Raw genomic sequence first — 23,695 nt, 5'->3', positions numbered from 1 at the left:
ATTCGTTAGCATTGTTTGCCGTACCTCATTCAAAATCAGCGTACAGCAGATACTTTTTGCGCATCTGTTTGTAAACCTTTAAATCAGCAGCCCAAGCATTCCGGATCTGCACCTCAGACTCTCCCGCAATAATCTGTTTGCGCAGCTGGTCTGTACCAGCCAGCTTGTCAAAAAACTCAGGTCTCGCAAAAAAAGTGGACTTGTCCGGTGTTTTCTGATAGAAGTCCAAAAGGTATTTTAGCGTAAATTTTTGGTTTTCCGGATCCAAATCACGTAGATCTATACCGTAGTTTGTCGCCCCTTTCCCCTCCACATGTTTTGACATACCATGACGCTCCCCTGGAGTAAAAGTGAAAGATCCATAGACCGGATTTGTATAGCCCAACACCTGGAAGGGCCAGTCTGTACCGCGACCGACCGAAATATCAGTCCCCTCAAACAAGCATAAGGAGAGATATAAACGTACTGAAAGCTGATTTGGCAGACTCGGCGATGGAATTACCGGCAAGTCGTACATCTTTTTATGATCCCAATTTCGAACCTTTACGATTTTGACATCAGCCTGACGTCCATTTTCCAGCCATTTTTCTCCATTGATCATCTGCGCGAGTTCACCGATGGTCAAACCGTGAATCATAGCAATTTTATGCCAGGAAACATCAGACTTAAATTTATCGTCGTGACGCACAGGGCCATCTACCTGATCACCGTTTGGATTAGGGCGATCCAAGACAATCAATTTCTTATCGTGCTTTGCACATAATTCCATGACACGGTGCAAGGAGGTAATATACGTATAGAAACGCGCTCCGACATCCTGCAAATCAAAAATCATGACATCAATGGAATTGACAATCGAATCTTGTTTCTTATTTCCTCCGTACAGGGTAAATAAAGGCAGTCCCGTTTTCTGATCCACATCATTACCAAATTTCTCCCCACGCTCAACATTTCCACGAAAACCGTGCTCAGGAGCAAAAGCAAACTTCAGATCGACTTTATTTTCAAGCAAAACATCTACGAGATGCCTTTTGTCAGCCCCCACAATAGAAGTCTGATTTCCCATAATCCCAACCTTTTTACCTTTCAACTGCGGCAGATACAGCGACAACTGGTCAGCACCCGGAGTAATTACAGCACCGGCAGTCTCTCCTACCGCCCTTACATCGTTTTTTTTATCCACCTGCACCGATCTTAGGGAATGACCACAGCAGATAAGGGAAAAGATAGCGATAGCAACAGTTAATTTTAGCAAGGTATGTTTCATCATAAATAGACATTAGACCATCCACAAAATGCAGTTTTATGCATGGATAATTGAAAATCAGGATAAAAGTAAGTGAATCTTTTCGTTTTTAAAACAAAAATGCTCATAAAAACGCAAATGAAAGTAAGTATTCACTTATTAAAAAGAAAACAACCTCTTAGACAACATCTTGCTAAACAGTAAACAAAACAACTAAATAATGACACAAAAAACTGAATATCAACTATTTAAATAGAATTCACATCAAGCAGCCAATTGATCCTTAGTGTACCACTAACACACAAACGTAACATATATGATACACTTAACAAACCCTTAACAATACGGCAAAACACGGCAAATCCAAACAAAACGCTCCATCGTTCTATGAGAAGTATGACTAGCTAATTTTCAAGGAAAACGAGTCAAAAATTACGAACAGGGTGTCGAATAGCTAAATAGCACAAACTGCCCATATGGCAAGTGACGATAGAATTTAAGGAAGCCGCTTTAACCTTAAATCAACCAAATGCCCCCTTAAAGAATGCATAAATTTATCTCCGGGATCATCTTTACCAGTAATATATTTTGGATCAGTTTCCTTCCACCAGGAAGTTTTTTTAAAGCGCTGATATTCATGATGACCGATCACATATTCAATAGAATACCTCTTACCGAGGTAACGAATAAGTTCTTCATTTGCTTTCAATTGGGCATCTGTCAAGGGGTTCTGACGGCTACCTATATTCTCGATACCGATCGCACAATAGTTGAGTCCAATAGTATGTCGGGCAAAAATTGTGTCGGGCAAAAATTGATAGATCGTTCCATCGCGATCAATGACATATTGGGAAGAGACATTTAGGCTACTGGCTTTTGTTAATTCAGGTCTTCCCGGTAGTTTCACTGGATTAAAGGTGTTGAATGTTGCTTTCACACTATTGTTTGCCGTCCAGTGCACGACAACCATTTTGGGCCGTATCGTCGGTACAGGCTGATTTATACCATGCCTATTTTTCAAATAATCCAGGGACAACTGTATTCGCTCTTGATTCCAGGTGATTGGTTTTTGAACGATCTTGGGCGATTGGGCAAACAGAACTATTGTCCAAAGGCAATTCAACAGTACAAAAAAAATAGTTTTCATACCCGAAGGTATGAAAAAAGGCCCGGTTCCAAAAAAATAGAACCGAGCCTTTAATTAATCATTACTCACGAAAATTATTCCTTTGTATCCCACCAAACTGGATACGACAGAATGGTACGTTTACTTGCTTCAGGATTAGATTCCAACCAATTATTTACATTGTAATTTCGCTCATGTATACATTGCTGGATTCTTCTCGGCCAGTATCTTTCGTTATTGGGATCTGCTGACGCATAACATTCCTTCGCTGCGGCATCGACTTCAAATGGTCTGCCAAAATCAGGATAGACAACACCGAATTGCGGATCTGGTGCGGAATAATTAAACCGCCGCATATCATTCCAGTTCTGAACCGTATAGGACATTGCGATTTGTTTTTGCTGCATAATCTTCGCCATTGTAAGTTCTCCTGCATTTTGAGCCACCGCTTTTGATGTCAAGAAATTAGAAATTTCCGTTTCCGAAATAACCTCTTTACCACGCACCTGAGGATACGTTTTCAATTTCACATTCATTGCCTCCATGTGCGCCCGAATACCGGCTTTGTACGCAAGCAAAGCTCCTCCTCGATCGCCCTTTCTAAACAAGGCTTCAGCTTTAATAAAACACATTTCATGATAGCACAATAAATGAGCTGGCGCATCCGCCCGAATATAAAAACTACCTGTTGAATTAATATTGATGACTTTATTACTGAAATTGGGATTACTCTCGCTAATTCCGTTATAGCGACTGGCGATATAATAATCATTTTTATTATCAGTGAAATTGACAATCCAGTCCAATCGGTCAGAATAGATAGACACATAAACGGAATCGCCCTGTCTGACTGGCGAAACACTGGTCGTATACCAACGATTCGTGTATGCCCCATTTGCCTTCAACTCCGCGGTTGCCGCACGCACGTAGCCAGATGGATGGGTCGTTGCAGCATCTTTCTTTGTCGCCATAATTTCGTAAGAAACTGGTCCATTAACACGGATATTGCTATTTATTAGATCAACTCCTTTAGACAACCGCCATTCTTTTGTCCCCGTGGAATTATAAAATTCGCCACTGGGAACCATACGGACAGCTCGGGGATCCTGCACATTGGAGCCACCGGTAAACGAGTTCAGCAACAAATCGGTATACCACTTGGACAAACGGTTACCCGTTGCACCGAGATTTGAAAATTGCATAGCCGCCACCACGCCAGCCTTATCCGTCTCAGATGTATTAATTGCCTCCATCACGGTATTGTCCGCAACAGATTGCGGCGCTTTCTCCAGTGCTTTTAGCACCTCATCCGGATTGTAGAAAGACTTCTTGGTCAAATTATTCAGCCACCTTGCTTTAAGACCGTAGGCCAATTTCAACCATTTTTGCGGATCTCCCCCGTTCCAAATATCCCCTTTTGACAATGGTGTCGCCGAATTTGGTTGCACCTTAGATAGATTTTCAATAGCTTTATCTAACATCGTCAAACAACCATAAAATATGGTTTTTCCATCATCATATTTGGGAGAGATATCATCTCCCAACGCTTCAGTATAAGGCATTTCCCCATACATATCTTCCATCAGCATAAATCCCCATGCGTGAATCAGCTGTGCGGCACCAACATAATTCCAAGCCTGCTCCTCAGTTGCCTTATCTATCAGGGGTTGAAGATTGGATGCTGTATATACGAACCAAGCCTGATATGGCCATGTGGTGGATGCCAATGGAAAATCCCAGCGAATAATCGCATCATTATTTGTTAGTCCGGTTATTTTAGTCGCGTTTTGAGTAATCCAGGACGCACGTGTACCGGAGGATTCGTAAGCGTCCACAAAATTCATCTGTATTGATCGCAACCGTAATTCAGGCGTCGGCACTTTATCGTTTGCCTGAGTTGGGTTATCGTTGATATCCAACCATTTTTTACATGATGTTAAATTCAATATTGCCAGTGCACTAAGTGCTAAAATAATTCTTTTCATAATCCAAAATTTAAAAAGTAACATTCAGACCAAAGGAAACTCCGGAAAGCGCTGGAACACCATTATAGTCAATACCGACAGAGCTAGAACCGACCGCTCCCGAGCCCGCAGCTGATGTTTCGGGATCCATACCTTTATAGTTTGTCAACAGCCACAAATTTGTACCAGTGAATGTTGCCGTTGCTCCTTTTACCCCTTTCACACGTTTGACAAGAGATTCAGGCAAAGAATAAGAAAGTGTCACACTTCGCAATCGTAGCCAGTTTGTTTTTGTCATATAATTTGCAGACTCCAGATTGTACGCACTTTGCCAATAATAATTATTAATGACATAATCACCACTAACATCCTTATCCCCTATCTTATACATTTTTCCAGCCTCATATTCAAAAGTTTTTAAATCAGAATAGACTGGCATCTGATTATTATCTACTCCCGTCTTGACCACGCCGGTGATCGACAGTTTATCCCGCTGCTGTGATCGCCCACTCATTCCCATGGTCGTCATATAATAGTCTGTACCATTATAGATATCACCTCCTATGCGGTAATCGAACAGAAAAGATAAATTCCAATTTTTATATTGAAAGCTATTATTCAACCCGCCAAATAATTTAGGCTCGCGATTACCGATTTCGTACGTATCCAGCCCATCAGAAGTAGGCATACCGGTTTCAGGATTAAGCACAAGCTGTCCATCAGGACTTCGCAACCACTTCGATCCTGATATCGCCATAAAGTTCCCTTTATTGAAGGAAGCAGCCTTCGCGGTTCCAACTTGAACGTCCGTCACATATAAGATATCCATCCCATCAAGGAGATTTTCGACCTTACCTTTATTTCGGGAGGCATTCAACATGATATCCCATTTAAAATTTTCATTCTTAATTGGAGTAGCGCTGATAGACAACTCCAGCCCCTTATTATTAATATCACCGGCATTTGTCCACATCAGAATATATCCGGTCGCCTGACTTGACCGAGGCTGCAACAATTGATTGATACTTCGGTTTTTATAATAAGTGAATTCCATCCCCAATCGGTTTTTCAGGAACTTCAAGTCTACACCATATTCTTGCGCCTCTGTAATTTCCGGTTTCAACCTGTTATTTCCTTTCAACCAATCATTCCGGAATCCTACCCCTTGACCTTGATTAAACAGTGTAAATTCCGGACCAACAGTATACGTATTGGTAACATAAGCAGAAGCATCTTTACCAACCCGCGCCCAGGATGCGCGAACCTTACCAAAAGTCAGGATATCACTTTTGGGCATGAGTTCCGTAAAAATAACGCTACCAGAAAGAGAAGGGTAATAATAACTGCTATTCTCCACAGGCAATGTTGAAGAGTGGTCGTTACGTTGTGTTGCCGTAAAATAAGCAATGTCTTTATATGACGCCCTAAACTCGCCAAAAATACCTACCAAGCGGTTTCGGTTAATCGATTGCGCGATATCTCGGTCGGTATTTACAGTATTGGTAGGTACGTAAAAATTAGGAAGAACAAAATTCCATGCTTTTAACCCATCAAACTGCCTGGTCATACTTTCAGCCGTCGTACCCAACATCAAGTTAAAATCAAAGTCGTTTACTTTTTTCTTAAAACTTGTCATCAAATTAGAATTCAAGTACTGGAACGTTGTTGTATTTTGTGACATCAAACCATTTAAATACCTAAATTCGACACCCGACCCAGCCGAGGTAAGCCGACTACCATTTTCAGTATAACGGTCCAGTCCCACGGTGTAAACCAAATCCCACCATGACGTAATATCCAGCTTCGCATTAAAAGTTCCCGTGAAGCGATTTACTTTACTTGTTCGAGGCATTTTATTAATAACCCAATACGGATTATCAAAATCATTCTGAACCAGATCATAACTAAACATTCTATATTTTGAACCATCTTCATTCAGATAATGCTTCATATCTAAATCTCTCGGCCAAATATATGCACCCTGCACCGCACCCTCGCCATTCGCGCCGTAGAGTCCGCTGGAGGTCAACGAGCTCAATTGATCGGCGATAGAATAGGTCATACTGGTTCCTATTTTTAGGATGCCGTACTTCTGATCAGCATTTAAACGGAATGTTGTTTTGTTATAATCGGAGTTCGGGATAATACCTTTTTGACGAAAATCAGAAGCAGAGAAATAATAACTACCGTTTTTATAACCACCTGACACACTGGCTGAGTTGTCCCAGGCTGTTCCCGTTCTGAAAAAATCTTTGATATTGTTATACACACTCTCGCCTGCGCCAAACCTGGCACCCCAGGATCCCATCGTTTTTGTCGCATCTCCTTCAAGCAATCTACCGTCCAGCTGATATTCTCCTCGCTTATACATATTCTGCTGCTCTGGCAAGCGATTAGCCCAATTCGAAGTAAATCGCGATGTCACGGAAATGGAAGCTGTTCCTTCTTTTCCTCTTTTTGTCGTGATCATAATAACCCCAGAAGCGGCTCGCGACCCGTATAATGCAGCAGCAGCAGGACCTTTTAGCACAGAAATATTTTCTATATCTTCGGGATTGATATCCATCACACGGTTACTATAGACAGAGTTTGTAGATTGAGCACCATCAAATCCGCTATTTCCATTAATACCTGTGTTATTATCGTAGATTAATCCATCCACAACAAATAACGGTTGATTATCCCTTTGCAGTGAAGTTCCACCCCTTAAAATTATACTCGCACCTGCCCCCGCACCGCCACTTGTCTGCGTCACATTAACCCCTGCTATTTTTCCCGCTAGGGAATTGATTAAATTGGGTGACTTATTTTTCATTAATTCAGTGCCACCAATATCCTGAACAGCATAACCGAGTGCCTTTTTCTCTTTTTTGATGCCCATCGCTGTTACGACCACTTCATCGAGTGTTTCTTCACGACCTGTCAGGGCAACATTAATAACATTTGCACTTCCAACCAGTTTTTGGCTTTCGGAAGAGCCCAAAGCTCGAAAAATAAGAATATCTCCCGGCTCCGCATTAATAGTAAATGTTCCGTCCGGGTTTGTCTGAGTGGAAATCGCTTTCCCCTTAATTGTCACGGTAACATTAGACATTGAAGTTCCATCTGATGCACTGGTCACTTTTCCCGAAATAGTCTTCGTTTGTGCCCAAAGGCTAGATGAAAGCATCACACCTGAAAGAATCAATAGCAATTTTCTTTTCATGTTAGGTATGTTTGGTTTGTATAATTGCTTCAGGAAAGATCGCCCTCTCCCGATTGTTAGTTAACTGCTGCTAAATGTAAAACTATTTTATAACAAATGCAATATCATGCACGATAAACCCATAAAAAACCGCATAAAACTTAAAAAAAACGATTTTAAAACCTTTTAACACATCATAAAACCGCAAAATGTAGCAAAAAAAATACAAAACTATACCGGGAGACCATTTAAAACTCTATATTTATATCAAATAAAACCACAATAGGAGACCTATTGAATTAAAATCTGACTTTTATGATAAAACACTTACTAACCAGCAAAGTGCCTTATCGTTATTATGCGCTTTTAATGATGCTCGGAGCAAGTTCCATCGCATTTGCGCAGCAAAAAAATTACACGATAAAAGGCAAAGTCACCGATTCCCGCACCGGACAATCCGTCCCTGGAACAACCATTAAACTCAAAGGGACAAACCAGACCGTCAGCACCAATGCAAACGGCGAGTTTACATTGACCACGTCTATCAATCCTGGAAAGTATGACCTTCTGTTATCCAATGTGGGTTATGCGCCGAACACTACCAGTATCGAACTGGGAAATCAGACAACCCTTACCCTCGCTCCAAGCCTGCAGGAAGATTTAGTGCGGATGAATGAGGTAATTGTTATCGGCAACGCAGTTGGAACAAGCCGCAAAGTCCTGGGTAATGCAGTATCGACCGTCAACGCCAAAGATATCGCCAATAGTAATGCAACCTCCATTGACCAGGCATTAACCGGAAAAGTAGCCGGAGCGCAAATCTCTCAAAACTCCGGAAATCCAGCCGGTGGTATTAGCGTACAGTTACGCGGCCCTAGTTCCATCGTTGGCGGTGGTAGCCCACTGTACATCGTAGATGGAGTCATTGTCAACAACTCTTCTGCGGAGCTATTGGACCTAGGTGGATATAGTCAGAACAGATTGGTCGACATCAATCCCGCTGACATTGAGAACATTGAGATCATCAAAGGCGCCGCCGCGGCTGCAATCTATGGATCACGGGCAAGCAATGGCGTGGTACAGATCACCACAAAAAGAGGAAGAGAAGGAAAACCTACTTTTACCTTTAGCACAAGCTTGAAAACTTCTTCTTTACGCAAGAAGCTACCTTACAATACCTATGGCAAAACTTTCGCCAAGACAGATGTCGCCGATCTTTCACAGATTGATGTCACAAGATACGACTACCAGGACAAAATTTTTCAGACTGGTATCGGTACCGATAACAACATTTCTATGTCCGGAGGTACGGCAGGCACAAAATACTATATCAGCGGCACCTACCTCAATAATCAGGGAATTATCAAGAATACTGATTTTACCCGTGGCGGACTCCGCGCGCGTCTGGACCAAGATCTAAACTCCTGGCTAAAACTCGGTGCAGGAATGAATTACGTGTACAGCCATTCCAATGAAATGCCAAATGGCGGCATGAACGAGGCCTATGGTGCATTAACTGGTTTTATCTTCAGCAATAATTTTATTAATCCCGAACGCGATCCTATAACCGGCAACTATCCTTCTACGACACCAGTCAATATTGTAAAACGGACGAACCCGTTAGAAGCAATCAACAACTTCAAGTTTGCGCAACGCACAAGCCGATTTATTGGAAATCTATCGTTACAGGCCAAACCGCTAGAGGGCTTAACTTTGAATTACATCTTGGGATTTGACAATGCCAACTCCCTTGGAACGGCCTATATTCCACCGGGTAACACCACCCCATCCTATGAAAAAGGCTACGCTCAACGCGCAGATATCACCACCTTTATGCTTAATAACGATTTCAGCGCCTCCTATCAGACAAAGATTGGAGAATGGCTAGAATCTACTTCAGGTGCAGGCGTAACCTTCCAGACCGAAAAAAACATGTCCACCAACCTGAAAGCCACGCAGATGGGATATGGTGGTGAAACGATAGACAATGGGGTTGTTGTCCCTAAAGAACTCCGCTCGGATATGAATATTTTCGGCGCCTTCTTTCAACAGACTTTTGGAATTAAGGAGAAAATTTATTTGACTGGTGCTATTCGATATGACATGTCCTCTGTTTTTGGAAGCGAGAATCGTAGCCAATTCTATCCAAAGGTAAGTGGAAGCTATGTTTTGTCCAATGAACAATTCTGGCAGAATTCGGCCATCAATAATGTTCTCTCAAGTTTCAAGATCCGGGCTTCTTATGGACAATCGGGCAATTTAACCGCACTTAGTCCTTTTGACAGATACACGAATTATTCTCCATTTAATACCGGTGGAATTAATGGGATCATTCCCACAGATCGCATGGGTAACGAGGGCATAAAACCTGAGCGTCAAGAAGAATTCGAAATAGGTACAGATCTGAGCATGTTCAGAGACCGTTTAGGGCTAGAATTCTCCTATTACCGAAAAAATGTGAAAGATCTACTCTTGGATATCAATCTGACTCCTTCTACAGGTTACAGTGTACAGTATGCAAATATTGGCACGATGACCAATCGGGGGATGGAATTTCTATTGCGCGGGGTCCCTGTATTAAAAGAAAACTTCAAATGGAATATTACGGCTGTTTACTCCCATAACAAAAACGTCGTCAATAATGTCCCAGGGGGAATATTAATGTATTCCGCAGGATTCGGACAAGTTGCAGCGGTCAACGGATACCCTTTGGGGGCTTTTTACGCGACCTACTTTGCACGCAATGAAGACGGGTCTATCTATCACAACGCCGCTGGCCTTCCGACAACAGCCAAAGTTGGAAAAGACAACAACGGTGTCCCTACAGGCGCCACACTTAAAAAAGTCATTGGCGACCCTAATCCAGACTGGACAGGTTCATTGATCAATGAAATCAATGTCGGATCAAAATGGACTTTTAGAGCTCAATTGGATGCCGTTGTCGGACAGGATGTCTTTAATTTCACTAGACGTGTCGGTGACCGCGACTTATATGGTGGTCTTGCGGGGTATGAGCCTGAACTGAGAGGTGAGGTTCCCAAAGGTACTTCAGCAGCATTATTCTCCATTATGGAAAATTGGATTGAAAAAGGATCCTTCGTCAAAGTAAGAGAAGTGTCAGCATCCTACAATTGGGCACGTCCAAATTCAAAAATCAAAAATATTCGTTTTTCTCTAGCTGGACGCAATTTACTCTCTTTCGACAATTATAGCGGCTGGGATCCTGAAGTTAATGCTGCCGGACAGAGCAATGCCGTCCGTGGATTCGATTTTGTCGAAGTCCCACTCCCAAGACAGGTCATTGCAGGCGTTAATCTAACATTTTAATTTAACAATATAGGATAACCATGATGTTTAGACACCCATAGATCGTTGAATACATAAAATCATTCACAGCTGTCTTATCATCCTTAAAAAATATTTCAATGAAAAAGATTTTCAATTATAACTTATTCCTATTTACTGCACTGACCATGAGTCTTACTAGCTGTAAAATGGATGTGCCGAATATAAATCAACCTAGCGGAAATACTGTCCCAACAACTCGGGAAGGGATCATTGCTATTAGTGCCGGATTACAGATGTACTATTCGACTAATGGGATAGCCGCAGCATATTTTTATCCCGCGGTCACAGCACGCGAACTCAAAGGTGTTGCCACGTTTACCAACACCTTAGAACTTGAAGCAGGTGGCACCGAATTACCCACAGCAAACGGAAATATCCTGACACTGTGGTCTAGCATGCAAAAACTCCTTGGTATGAGTGAAAGTGTGCTGAACAATGCCGCATCCATTAGTACTTTAACTGGCGGAACACTATCCGGCACATTGGCAAATGCTCACTTATACCGAGCAATAGCGCTTGGCGCACTCGCAACGAGCTTTGAGAAAGCGAATACACAGACTCAAAAGGATGGCAAAGTGACTTTCGCTGATAGACAAGCAGTTCTTGCTGAGGCAATCAAATCATTGAACACAGCAATTGCCCTGGTGCAACAAACCCCCGTATCGACAGAATTTACCTCGACGGTAACCGGCTCAACCATTAACTTGCTGAATTGCCTACACGCTTTCAACGCCCGCTTCAACCTCATGGCCGGAAATTACCAACAAGCCTATAGCGAGGCTAATCTTGTTGATTTGACCAAGAAAAGTACATTCACTTATACCGCGATCAATGTCAATCCACTCTGGAATCAAACCAGTATCCTGAAGTATTACATTGTTAGAGAGAACTTAGGACTTCCGACCGGACTGTTCGATACCGGCGATAAACGTCTTGACTTCTATACCACAGTCAGTGGCACTACGCTACAACTTAAAGGCTTTGCCCAAACACAGAACGGAGAAGTTCCTGTTTACTTACCAGACGAAATGAAATTGATCAAAGCCGAAGCCTTATTACGGAACAACGGTTCATTGACCGAGGCACGCGATCTGATCAATGAAGTGCGTACACAAACTGCCGGCGACCTATTCAACGTCAATGCCGGATTACCTGCATATGCTGGAGCCCTCACCAAAAACGACCTGCTGCTCGAAGTCTATAAACAACGCTGCGCGGAATTATTTATGTCAGGTTTACGACTGGAGGATAGCAGACGATTTGACCGTGCTGCCCCGCCACAAAATACAACAGAACGAAACCGAAATTTCTATCCTTATCCTGATCAAGAGAGAATCGGCAATCCGAATACACCTGCAGATCCAGCAATCTAAACATAATGGGCTATCACAACAAGATAGCCCATTATGTTTTTAATAGGATCTTTACATCGTAATGCTTTTTAATATAAGCCTGTTGCTCCAAGGAGTCACGCTCCAAGTCATGAATCGCGCGATCACGCTCTTTATCCACCTCCATCTTGACCACACAACGATAAAATCGAAACACGTCCTTCTCATTCTCTAAAATCAACCGCGGTACCCGCGCTGGTCTACCCGATTCATCTTTAGCAACCATGGTAAAATAAGAGGAGTTGCAATGTTTTGTTTCACCCGTCTGGATATTCATGGCTTCCACCCGGATCCCCACCTCCATGGACGAATTGCCGACGTAATTAACGGATGCAATTAATGTGACCAACTCTCCTACCTCTATCGGTTTCAAAAAATCGACTTTACCCACCGAAGCTGTCACGCAATAATGTGCTGAAAACTTAGAGGCTACCGCAAAAGCGATTTGATCCATCAAAGACAAAATATATCCTCCATGGATCTTTCCGCCGAAATTAGCGTTGGACGGCAACATCAACTGTGAAATCCGAATGACTGAGTCACTTACGGTTTTATAGATCTCTTCCATATCCCTAAATTTACCCCGGACAGATCAAAATTCAAAACAAAATCACTGTGTTTCAACAATTACCAACATTTGTGATCTAAAAAAGACAAATACGTTCTCCCATTCGGTATAGAAGCATATCAAATAATAATAAGATATAAAAAAGCAAAAGGGATATCCGAAATGTCAGATACCCCTTTTCCAAATAGTACAAAAATTCTTTATTTGACTTTTTCAGCGATATAAGGACTTTCATTGCTCAAACGATCAATAGCCTTTACCGCAACATACTGCAATTTTTTATTGTTCAATGCCGTCGGTACATCTTTCGTTGTTACTCCGGGTTCCAAGATCTCATATTTCCACTCGCCACCATAATTCAGGTATAATACCCATTGAGCGACCTGATCAATTTGTTGATGTTGCCATTTTAAGAAAACATTGTTTCCTTGCGGCGTCAACAGTAAAGTCGGCTTCAGCAAAGGATTCGCATTGAGCCATGGACTTGTCGGCACCAAAGCTTTAAACTGATAAGGTCCATCCACCAGCGCCTGCGTCATTGCAGGATTTTTGGTCAGTCCGGCCAAACTCCAATGGATGACACCATCCCGGTTATCCGGCAAAATATTGCGTGCTGCAGCTACCTGATTGACAATTTCCTGTACATACTCCGGCCCGCGTCTTCCGACTGTGTTGATACCCGGCCAAAGATGGCGTCCCATTGTATTCTCGCTTTCCCACCATTTTAACAAAGCCGTATAGCTCTGTTTTGCCGGTTGGATAGGCCAATAAAGCTGTGGCGCAAAATAGTCAATCCAACCCTTATTCAACCACAATTTGGCGTCAGCATATAGCATATCGTATTGGCTTGACCCCTGAATTCCAGCAGGATACCCGGGCTTCCAGATTCCGAAAGGACTGATACCGAATTTTACAAAGTTTTTTTCCTTTTTGATATCCTTGTAAATCCGCTCAATAAAGGTATTCACACTGTTTCTTCTGAAATCACCACGTGACAATGTACCACCGTTACGTTTAAACTCATTATAGCTGTCCGAATCCGGAAAATCCTGTCCGCCATTGTATTCAGCATAGGGATAGAAATAATCGTCGAAATGCACCCCGTCAATATCATAGCGCTTAACGATATCCATTACAACACGTTCGGCATGATCCTGTGTCGATTGTTTGGACGGGTCAAACCAATAATAGCCCTGTTTTAACTTCACTACGGATTCTGGCATCTTACGGGCCATCGAAGCCGAAGTCACAGCTCCACCAGCAGTATGGTGTGCACGATAAGGATTTAGCCAAACATGAAGCTCAATTCCCCTTTTGTGCGCCTGTTCAACCCAAAATTCAAGTGGATCATAATAAGGTGACGGTGCTTGCCCCTCCGTTCCCGTCAAAAAATATGACCATGGCTCGAGATCGCTCTTATAAAAAGCATCTGCCGAAGGACGCACCTGAAAGATAACCGCATTGAAATTATTGTTCTTCAAAAAATCCAGAATGCCAATTGCTTCCTGCTGCTGTTCAGCTGTACTGAGATAATTTTTGCTCGGCCAGTTGATATTGGCAACAGAAGCTACCCAAGCCGCACGAAACTCACGGGGCACAGGCGGAAGATCAACAACGATATCCTTCTTTTTTTCAACCGCAGGCTGTTCTTTTGTCTCTATCGTATTTTTCATCCGCTCCCGTTTTGGAACCGAAGGGGGATCTTTTTTTACAATTTCAACATTGGTATTCGTGTTTACAGGTTCTTGCTTTTTATTTTTCTTGGATGAACAAGAAGACAAAAGAAAGAGTGCCGTAGTTAAAAATAATAAGGAACGTTTCATCAAGCTATAGATATTATGTTTTTTTTCAAACTAACCCCCAAAACTAAGCTAAATTTCAATAGAAAAGAAATTTAGCCGTCACCCATCCGCTTTAAGAAGATATTTCTATCGGACGAAAAGAAGCTGTATATATTTCATTATCAGACAACCAAGCAATCTAATTCAATTTACGAACTCATACCACCTGAGAACTCTTGCTACCCGAAGATCAATCACGTAGCTCCCCTTTAAAGATAACATGTTCCAGCCTGAAGTCATCCGTAAATACGATGACATTGGCGATGCTTCCCGCATTTAAGTTCCCGATATCACTTCGCTGCAATAGCTTAGCTGGATAAGTCGTAGACATCCGGATCGCCTCATCCAGCGGAATTCCAACTTGCTCCACACAGTTTCTGATTCCTTCAAACAGGGAAATTGCCGCACCCGAAATAGTTCCGTCCGGCAAGGCATAATAACCATCATTCAATACATGCTGATAGATCCCCTTACTGCATGCCGCCACAGCATCCGTAATCATAAATAAACGTTCTCCCATTTGCCGTTTGGCAATTTTCACAGCTTCAAAGCTGACATGATGTCCATCGACAATAATGCTCGCGCAGGCCCTGTTGTGATTAAAAATAGCACCAACCAAACCTACTTCGCGATGATGCAGCGGCGACATCGCGTTGAACAGATGTGTACTCGTCGGAATTCCCGAATCATAACCATGTGTCCCTTCCTCGAAAGTAGCATTGCTATGCCCGGCACTGAGCAGCAGCTGATAACCTTGCAAATACGCTAGCGTCTCGCCCGAAAAACATTCAGGGGCAATCGTCATCATCCTGACAACTTTATTTCCCTGTAACAGCTCTTCGATCCTTTCCTTCGTAGGTGCAATTATCAGTTCTTCGGGATGAGCTCCCCGTTTTTTTGCATTCAGAAAAGGGCCTTCGAGATGCAGTCCTAAAAACGCATCATGATGATAATCCTCAGCAACGCGAATGGCCTCTTTAAAGACCGGAATTGTATTTGTTGCCAAAGTCATCATATAGGAAGTCGTACCCTTATCAATCAATCCGTTGGAGATTCGTTCCAATGCTTCCACACTAAGTTCGGCAGAATAAAGATCCTCCCCATCACCATACAACTGCAGGTCGACCAATCCGGCACAAATATTAGCCCCTTTGACATCGAGCAGCCGATATCCCTCCGGAAGATCCCTGTCATCTACTATACCCACTATTTTCCCTTCGTCCAAAAGCAATGCTTTCTGCGCTAAAATTTCAGTTCCGGTATAAATCCTACCGCCAATCAATGCTGTTTTTTCCATCAAAAAATTAGTATAAATTAAGCTGCTTGACAGTACCAATTTTGGCTTGTCGTCCTCATCTAAAACCCGATATCGCTTTCCGAGCCGGAACAGGTTTATCTCTGTTTCGGTCATTTACATTCAGGCATTGCTGAGCGTAAAAGCTTGCAGCGTACGCTTCTGTTGTTAAAGTTAGGATTTGTCTTTGCGCTATCCCAAAATTTTTGCTTTTTAATTTTCACTTTTTAATTTACTGTTGTAACTTAGTTCCATGTACTTTTTCAGAAAGCGCAATGCCGACCGCCCCACCAATGGCAATATTAAAGCCATGCATATCATTAATGCAACGGCTATTATTGTCTTTTTATTGGGGTTGATCTATAAAATATTTTTTTCATCCTAAACAAGCAACCATGTCAAAAAAAGAGATTTTCAATACAGACAAAGCTCCTGCGGCAATAGGCCCCTATAATCAAGCAATCAAAGCAGGTAATACCCTTTATGTTTCCGGACAGATTCCACTTGTTCCAGAGACGATGGAACTGGTATCTTCAGGCGTAAAAGATGAGGCACATCAGGTATTGAAAAATGTGGAAGCCATTCTATCACATGCTGGATATACATTTCAGGATGTCGTCAAGGCCTCCATCTTTTTAAGCGACATGGGCAACTTTAGCCTTGTTAATGATGTTTATGCCGAGTATTTCAAAGAAGCGCAACCGGCGCGTGAGTGTGTGGCAGTGAAGACATTACCAAAGAATGTCAATGTCGAGATTTCGGTGATCGCCTGGAAAGATTAATCCGTGGAAAATAACAACGAAACTGTAAGCCGCGGAAAATATCTTTTCGCGGCTTTTTTGGCTCCCTTCATTTGGGGATTCATGTCCATTCCCGTTCGGTGGATACGGGAATATCCTGCCGAAGATATTCTCTATTTTAGGATCGTAGCGGCCTTGGCCGCGCTTTGGATCTATCTCCTGCTCTTCCAAAGGAAGACACTGCGCCTGGATATTCATAAATTCAGGGAGCTCTCAAAAAAGGGAAAAATTCGGCAGACCGGCCTTACCGTGCTCGCCTCCCTGCTGATCTTCGGCAACTGGTTTACCTATATCTATGCCGTCAACCACATCAGTATCCAATCCGCGGCACTCGCCTATTTGACCTGCCCGCTGATTACAGCAACAGCAGCCTGCTTCATCTTAAAAGAAGAACTACGATCAATTCAGAAGGTCGCCCTGCTCATTGCATTTGGCAGTGTATGTCTATTAGCCAAAGGATCGCTGCATGATGTTCTATGGGCGGTGACCATTGCCACCTGTTATGCTTTCTATCTTATTGTACAGCGCGTATCTACTGGTTTTAATAAACTCAATCAGTTGGTTGTCCAATTGAGCATCTGTGCGTTATTTGTTGTTCCTAAACTGGTCTATAATCATCACGATATCCCTACAGATCCTATCTTTTGGGGTACAATTATGCTGATTGCAGTCATTTTCACCATTATCCCTCTTTTCTTGAGCATGTATGCACTGATCGGTATTTCTTCAACAACAACAGGCGTATTATTATACATCAATCCAATCATCGCCTTCGCCTTGGCAGCAACCTATTTTCAAGAACCTGTTCCCTTCATCAAGTATGTAGCTTATGGTATAATATTGATTGCGATCGTTCTTTTTAATAGTAGCAATTTCCGCCAGATCAGAAAAAATTCGGCAAGGCTGTAGCGAAACCAACAGTGCAGACGTATTGATACCATAAATAACTAATCAATTAATTACAAACCATGAAACATGACAAGTTATTGTACGTGGCGCTTTTTTTGTTCATCGCTTTGATTTCCTGTAAAAAAGAGAACCTTTCATCAGGATATTGGGAAGAATTAGCCGCAAAAAAACGAACGGAAATCGAACAGTTAATCACTTCTAAAAAAGCCACAGACAAGGAAGAATGGTATGTCAAAAAAGCACAAAATTACTGGTGTGGTGAAAGCTATTTTGCCATGCACAAGTCGCTTGAAAAGGACTTTGACAAGCTGTGGCAGGAATATCGGGATCTTGTAAAAAAAGAATTCGACGCCGGAATCAAGGAAGGCATTATTTATGAGCTTTGCGATGGCTACTATTGGTATGATTATTCCCCCCTGGAATTAGTTGTTGAGAATCAAAAAGCCAAATTAATTTTTGCACAAGATCTCACCGCTGAAAAATGCCGCGAACTCTTGCCTGATCTTAAGAAGAAGATGGACGATTATCAAAATAAGCTGATCTGTACCGGCACGGACAAGTGGGACGTAACCCCCATTCCGGGATGTTATATTACTTATTTACCCTTTTCACGGGCGAATGATTACAGTGAAATTAAAAAAACAGTGAGCCTTTACAATGCACTTTACCTCAGGCTAACCTCTTTAGAGTCTCCAGCTTGTACACAAGGTCCCATACCTAAGTTTAAATCGTTGACCTGTGAAAACGGAAAACCAAAGGTCAACTATACCTGGAATTAAATCTTTATAGATCATCCGGCTTACTACCATTATAGGTAATGGTAGTAAGCCGGATGATTTACTTTTTCTTCAAAAAAGTAGATACATATCCAGCAAGGAACAAAAAATGACAAAATATAGATGACTAAAAAACAAATAGTTACAGAAAACATACCTTCATTTGTATCAACTTTGTTTCCTAAAATTTTTGATTTTTCATCAACAGTAGTAAATTAGTATTTAATTAAGGAATCACACTTTCTTTAATCCCCATCAAATAGGGTATTGAATAGTACACAATAATCATTTATTTCGCTCTCCAGCCAAGTTCAATATCATTTTCCCTAACCGACATGCTAAATGGAATTAGCCCATTACCGTGGAAAATAACTTCCGTTGTGAAAAATATGTATATAAAAAACTGAATATAACACATATACTACATGAATAACAAATTATACACTACATTGAGGATGCTGAGTATTGTTCCGACAATGCTTTTTTCAGCATCTTTACTCCATGCGCAAAGCAACCAAGTAAAAGGGACGGTTGTTGACGCAAAAACAAAAGCTCCGCTTGTGGGCGCTACCATCAAAGTATTGGGTACGTCAACGGCTAGTTCTACAGACAGCAAAGGGGCATTTCAGATCAATGTTGACGATAAAAATCGTGTCCTGAATATCAGCACGATCGGTTACGAAAATAAAACCGTTACACTCGGACCGGGCGAAACTACAGTTACAGTAAGTTTAGATGAGCAGACGCAACAGCTTGAAAGTGTTGTTGTCACCGCACTCGGTATCAGCCGCGCACAGAAATCATTGACGTACTCTACCCAACAGGTCAACGGGGATGAACTGAACAAGGTAAAAAGCACCAACTTAGCCAACAACCTTAACGGTAAGGTAGCAGGGGTAAATATTGCTTCCAGTTCATCGGGGCCAGGTGGTTCCGCGAAAGTCATTTTACGTGGTAACAAGTCCGCTTCCGGCAACAACCAAGTGTTGTATGTTGTTGACGGTGTTCCGATCAATAATCAAACTTTAGCAAGCCAGCCGGATAATGTTTTCGGTGGACAGCGTGATGGTGGTGACCCGATTTCATTGATCAACCCAGAAGATATCGAAAATATCTCCGTATTAAAAGGGGCATCTGCTGCTGCCCTATACGGTAGCCAAGCAGCTAATGGCGTTATCTTAGTGACAACAAAATCAGGTAAACAAGGCCGCACAACGATTAATTTTTCATCAAGTGCACAGATCGAACAAGCTGTATCGACACCTAAATTCCAAAATCAATATGGCCAAGGTTCAGGCGGCAAGAACAGTAATACCAGTGTATTTAGCTGGGGGGACAAAACCAACGGTGCCAACTATGATAATGCGGGTGAATTTTTCCGTACCGGAAGCAACTTCACCAATTCATTGACATTATCTGGAGGTAACGAAAAAAATCAGACGTACTTTTCTTATGCCAACACCCTTGCTAAAGGTATACTTCCAGAAAATGACCTGATGCGCCACAACTTCAATCTCAAGGAAAGTGCTACATTCTTTGATGATAAGTTGACTGTTGAAGGTAGCGCCAACTATATTACCCAAAAACTGGATAACGCACCTTCTTCAGGTTTTTATTACAACCCATTAGTTGGAACCTATCTGTTGCCACGGAGCTTAAATATCGCAGATTACAAAAATTACGAAACCTTTAATACGAGTCGCAACCTTAATGAACAAAACTGGTTCAGTCTCAGCGATAGCCCTACAACACAACAAAATCCATGGTGGATCGTCAATAGGAACCCGACACGTTCAACCCGAAACCGTTTGCTTTTAAATGGTAGCGCAAAATATAAGGTAGCTCCATGGATCAGCATTCAGGCTAGAGGAAGTGTCGATCGTACTTCAGAAGTTTGGGACCGCAAAGTCTACGCTAGCACACCAAATCCTTTAGGAAAGGTAAATGGAAACTATAATTACACAAATACCACCATTACACAGCAATACGGTGATGTCGTTGCCAACATGAACTTTAATGTCAGTGATAAATTTCAGATCACTGGATTGGTCGGAACAAGCATCACTGACTGGAAAACTGAAGGCGTAGATTTTAATACAGGTATTGATGGGTTAAAAATCCCGAATCAATTCTTTATTCAAAACACAACAACACCTGTCACTTCGACATTATCCGCGAACCGGAGACAGCTGCAATCTGTATTTGCGTCTGCAAACTTAGCTTATGACAACTGGATCTATTTAGATCTGACCGCTCGAAATGACTGGTCCAGTACATTAGCGTTCACAGGAACAAAATCTTTCTTCTACCCATCTGCGGGGTTGGGCATCGTATTGAACGACAAGTTAAACTTACCTGAATTTGTCAATATGGCCAAGGTTCGTGGTTCATATGCGGTAGTGGGTAATGACCTACCTCCCTACACGAGTTTATTAACAAATATAGTAAATCCATACGCTGTTTTGACAGTGAATGATATTGCGTTCTTAAAAACATTAAAACCTGAAAAAACGAAATCTTTTGAGATCGGGACAGAATGGCGCATGTGGAACAACCGTTTGAATGTTGATGTAACTTACTACAAAACCAACACAACTAATCAGTTCTTTAAAGTCGCGGCAAGCCAAGCATCATTAAACAAACAATATGCTATTAATGCTGGTAATATCCAAAACCAAGGAGTTGAAGCATTGGTATCTTTGGATGCGATCAAAAATGACAACTTCAAATGGACCACCAGCATCAACTTTACCTACAACAAGAATAAAATCAAAGAATTAGCTGATGCTGTTCCAGAATTTAGTTTAACCGGGGAAAACCAAAACAACTTTGCTTCAAAACTTGAGGTAGGTGGTTCTTTTGGTGATATTTACGGACAGGATTTTGTTCGTGACGAGCAAGGGAGAATCCTAATTTCAGAAGACGGTATCCCTCAGAAAACAAGCGCATATACTAAATTAGGAAATTCAAATCCAATTTGGCAAATGGGCTGGAATAACAGTTTCAATTACAAAAATTTCAATTTAAGCTTCTTGATTGATGGAAAGTTTAATTATGATGTCATGTCAATTACACAGTCCGTGATGGATGGCTATGGCGTATCTGAAGCAAGTGGAGCGGCTCGTGCAAATGGCGGTGTTTCTATAAACGGTGTCACACCAAAGGGAACCCCTGTTTCTGTCGTAGATGCGGAGAAATGGTATACGTCAACTGGCGGTATAGGTCCGGTTAGCAGCCAATATATTTATGATGGAACGGTCGTAAGATTGCGTGAATTGACTTTCGGTTATGACTTCAATATCAAAGATAGCTTCTTCAAAAAACTGCGTGTCAATGCTGTAGGAAGAAACCTATTCTACATTTCGAAAAAGGCTCCTTTCGATCCAGAAGTAACGATGTCTACCGGAAATGCATTAAGCGGGGTAGATATCTTTATGATGCCTGCAACCCGTAACTATGGACTTACATTAAATGCAACTTTCTAAACGATCAACAATGAAATTTAACATAAAAAATATATCTAAATTCTCACTTGCCATTTTACTCCTTGGCGGAACAATGAGCAGTTGTACAAAGAATTTCGAAGATTACAACAAGAACAATATTGGATTGACCGATGAAGATCTAAAAGGTGATGGACAGGATCTTGTGCTTTTTCTAAAAAATGCCCAGATGTCAATCTATAACTTTTCAGGCGGCGGAGACCCTAACTCCTATCAGGTACAACAAAACCTGAATGCGGACGTTTTCTCAGGCTTTTTCATGTCCCCTACACCTTTTAATAGCGGCCAGAACAACCTGAATTACGCGATGGTTAACGGATGGAATGGCGAACCTTTTCAGGTTTTATATCTTAACGTTATCAAATCCATTGAAAAGCTAAAAGGCAATGGACTTGCAGAAACCTATCCAGCACTATGGGGCTCGGCATTGGTCATCAAAGTAGAAGCTGCCAGCCGGGTTACAGATATCTATGGTCCTATTCCATATAGTAAAGTAGGCACCTCCAACACTGTACCATACGACAAGCAATCCGATGTATATGCTGCTTTCTTTAAAGAGCTAGATGAGGCAGTAACTGCATTAAAATCGTATAAAGCAGATAGTCCTATGGCTGCTAAAATTGACCAGATCGATCTTGTATTTCCCAATTCCGATAATCAGGTCCGTTTTAAAAATTGGTTGAAAATTGCCAACTCATTACGTCTACGTTTAGCTATGCGTTTGGTTAAAATCGATGCAACATTAGCGAAAACACAAGCTGAAAAAGCATTGGATCCAGCAAATGGCGGTGTGTTGGAAAGCAATAGCGAAAACTTCAAGATCACTGTACCGGCAGACGGAACCTATAGCAACCCGCTTTGGTTTATTTCCAAGAACTGGGCTGACACGCGTATCAATGCAACACTTTCGTCCTATATGGTTGGGTTAAAAGACCCGCGTATTTCCAAATACATGTCTCCAGTGACTAAAGATGCAACAACAACAGCTTTCGCTGGCCAATACATTGGAATCCGTACCGGTGCCGAGGATATTGAAAAAGATAAATACCAAAAACTTTCAGCCTTGAATACGGAAGGTACAACGCCAACTTTTGTTGCAACAACCGCTCCTATATTGATGACCGCCGCAGAGGTATACTTCCTTCGCGCCGAAGCAGCTCTTAGAGGGTGGAACAACGCGGGCGGAACAGCGCAAGCCTTGTATGAAAAAGGTGTCGCGACATCTTTCACACAGTGGGGAGTAGCATCGGACGTAAGCACTTACCTAAATGACAATACAAGTAAAGCAGCTGCCTATGTGGATCCTTTCAATGCAAGCAACAATGCTGATTCACCAAGTTCCTTAACAATCAAATGGAACGAAGGAGCGACTAACGAGGAAAAATTAGAACGCATCATTACTCAAAAATGGTTGGCAATCTTTCCCGAAGGGCAAGAAGCATGGAGCGAATTCCGCCGTACGGGATATCCACGTCTATTTCCAGTAGTTGTCAACAACAGTGGCGGATTGATTGACACAAAAATACAGATACGTCGCTTGCCGTTCCCACAGAACGAATACAACACCAATAGAGCTGAAGTGCAAAACGCAATTTCACTCTTAGGTGGCCCTGACAATGGTGGCACCCGTCTCTGGTGGGATGTTGCGAAAGGTAATTTCTAAAACGGATTTTTTCCATACTAAGGCGGCTTAACCAAAAGGTTAAGCCGCTTTTTTATGATCATTCCGCTCAACCATGCCCAAA

General features: G+C 42.1%; 15 protein-coding genes. 8 read left to right on the top strand and 7 right to left on the bottom strand.

Annotated elements, in window-relative coordinates; translation table 11 throughout:
• Window positions 1-25 precede the first annotated feature (25 nt).
• The 4 genes from HMAT_RS14940 to HMAT_RS14925 form a co-directional block, all read right to left on the bottom strand.
• Window positions 26-1,270, bottom strand: coding sequence for an exo-beta-N-acetylmuramidase NamZ domain-containing protein (locus HMAT_RS14940; RefSeq protein WP_233789341.1), 1,245 nt, complete (start codon window positions 1,268-1,270; stop codon window positions 26-28).
• 472 nt (window positions 1,271-1,742) lie between these two features.
• Window positions 1,743-2,393 carry an N-acetylmuramoyl-L-alanine amidase gene (locus HMAT_RS14935; protein ID WP_104383657.1) on the bottom strand — a complete coding sequence of 217 codons (651 nt, stop codon included), beginning with the start codon at window positions 2,391-2,393 and terminating at the stop codon, window positions 1,743-1,745.
• 74 nt (window positions 2,394-2,467) lie between these two features.
• The gene (locus HMAT_RS14930; RefSeq protein WP_104384017.1) at window positions 2,468-4,357 is read right to left on the bottom strand and encodes a SusD/RagB family nutrient-binding outer membrane lipoprotein; all 1,890 of its coding nucleotides are present in this window, start codon (window positions 4,355-4,357) and stop codon (window positions 2,468-2,470) included.
• A gap of 10 nt (window positions 4,358-4,367) precedes the next feature.
• The gene (locus tag HMAT_RS14925; RefSeq protein WP_104383656.1) at window positions 4,368-7,541 is read right to left on the bottom strand and encodes a SusC/RagA family TonB-linked outer membrane protein; all 3,174 of its coding nucleotides are present in this window, start codon (window positions 7,539-7,541) and stop codon (window positions 4,368-4,370) included.
• 294 nt (window positions 7,542-7,835) lie between these two features.
• On the opposite strand from HMAT_RS14925, the gene HMAT_RS14920 reads away from it, so the two are divergent.
• Together HMAT_RS14920 and HMAT_RS14915 are read left to right on the top strand one after the other, a co-directional pair.
• Window positions 7,836-10,847 (top strand): SusC/RagA family TonB-linked outer membrane protein, encoded by a 3,012-nt coding sequence (locus tag HMAT_RS14920; RefSeq protein ID WP_199768676.1) that lies wholly within the window; start codon window positions 7,836-7,838, stop codon window positions 10,845-10,847.
• A 98-nt stretch (window positions 10,848-10,945) separates the two neighbouring features.
• The gene (locus HMAT_RS14915; protein WP_104383655.1) at window positions 10,946-12,241 is read left to right on the top strand and encodes a RagB/SusD family nutrient uptake outer membrane protein; all 1,296 of its coding nucleotides are present in this window, start codon (window positions 10,946-10,948) and stop codon (window positions 12,239-12,241) included.
• 31 nt (window positions 12,242-12,272) lie between these two features.
• Here HMAT_RS14915 and HMAT_RS14910 read toward each other — a convergent pair whose 3' ends face one another.
• From HMAT_RS14910 to nagA, 3 genes are all read right to left on the bottom strand, one after another.
• Window positions 12,273-12,827 carry an acyl-CoA thioesterase gene (locus tag HMAT_RS14910; protein ID WP_104383654.1) on the bottom strand — a complete coding sequence of 185 codons (555 nt, stop codon included), beginning with the start codon at window positions 12,825-12,827 and terminating at the stop codon, window positions 12,273-12,275.
• A gap of 200 nt (window positions 12,828-13,027) precedes the next feature.
• On the bottom strand, window positions 13,028-14,650 hold the full coding sequence (locus HMAT_RS14905; RefSeq protein WP_104383653.1) for a glycoside hydrolase family 10 protein: 1,623 nt from the start codon (window positions 14,648-14,650) through the stop codon (window positions 13,028-13,030).
• A gap of 208 nt (window positions 14,651-14,858) precedes the next feature.
• Window positions 14,859-15,965 (bottom strand): N-acetylglucosamine-6-phosphate deacetylase, encoded by a 1,107-nt coding sequence (nagA, locus tag HMAT_RS14900; RefSeq protein WP_233789335.1) that lies wholly within the window; start codon window positions 15,963-15,965, stop codon window positions 14,859-14,861.
• Window positions 15,966-16,215: 250 nt separating this feature from the next.
• On the opposite strand from nagA, the gene HMAT_RS27780 reads away from it, so the two are divergent.
• The 6 genes from HMAT_RS27780 to HMAT_RS14875 all read left to right on the top strand — a co-directional run bounded on the left by HMAT_RS27780 (window position 16,216) and on the right by HMAT_RS14875 (window position 23,613).
• Complete coding sequence (locus HMAT_RS27780) at window positions 16,216-16,347, top strand: DUF6728 family protein (RefSeq protein ID WP_371412051.1); 132 nt, start codon at window positions 16,216-16,218, stop codon at window positions 16,345-16,347.
• A 10-nt stretch (window positions 16,348-16,357) separates the two neighbouring features.
• Complete coding sequence (locus HMAT_RS14895) at window positions 16,358-16,744, top strand: RidA family protein (RefSeq protein ID WP_104383652.1); 387 nt, start codon at window positions 16,358-16,360, stop codon at window positions 16,742-16,744.
• 3 nt (window positions 16,745-16,747) lie between these two features.
• On the top strand, window positions 16,748-17,671 hold the full coding sequence (locus HMAT_RS14890) for an EamA family transporter (RefSeq protein WP_233789326.1): 924 nt from the start codon (window positions 16,748-16,750) through the stop codon (window positions 17,669-17,671).
• 59 nt (window positions 17,672-17,730) lie between these two features.
• Window positions 17,731-18,450, top strand: coding sequence for a hypothetical protein (locus HMAT_RS14885; RefSeq protein WP_104383651.1), 720 nt, complete (start codon window positions 17,731-17,733; stop codon window positions 18,448-18,450).
• Between the two features lie 422 nt (window positions 18,451-18,872).
• Window positions 18,873-21,932: a SusC/RagA family TonB-linked outer membrane protein gene (locus HMAT_RS14880; RefSeq protein ID WP_104383650.1), complete on the top strand. Its 3,060-nt coding sequence runs from the start codon at window positions 18,873-18,875 to the stop codon at window positions 21,930-21,932.
• Between the two features lie 10 nt (window positions 21,933-21,942).
• Window positions 21,943-23,613, top strand: coding sequence for a RagB/SusD family nutrient uptake outer membrane protein (locus HMAT_RS14875; protein ID WP_104384013.1), 1,671 nt, complete (start codon window positions 21,943-21,945; stop codon window positions 23,611-23,613).
• The last annotated feature ends 82 nt before the right edge of the window (window positions 23,614-23,695 follow it).

It is taken from the genome of Sphingobacterium sp. HMA12 (genome assembly GCF_002933815.1).
Lineage (GTDB): Bacteria > Bacteroidota > Bacteroidia > Sphingobacteriales > Sphingobacteriaceae > Sphingobacterium.
This window is presented reverse-complemented; position numbering and strand designations above follow the sequence as displayed.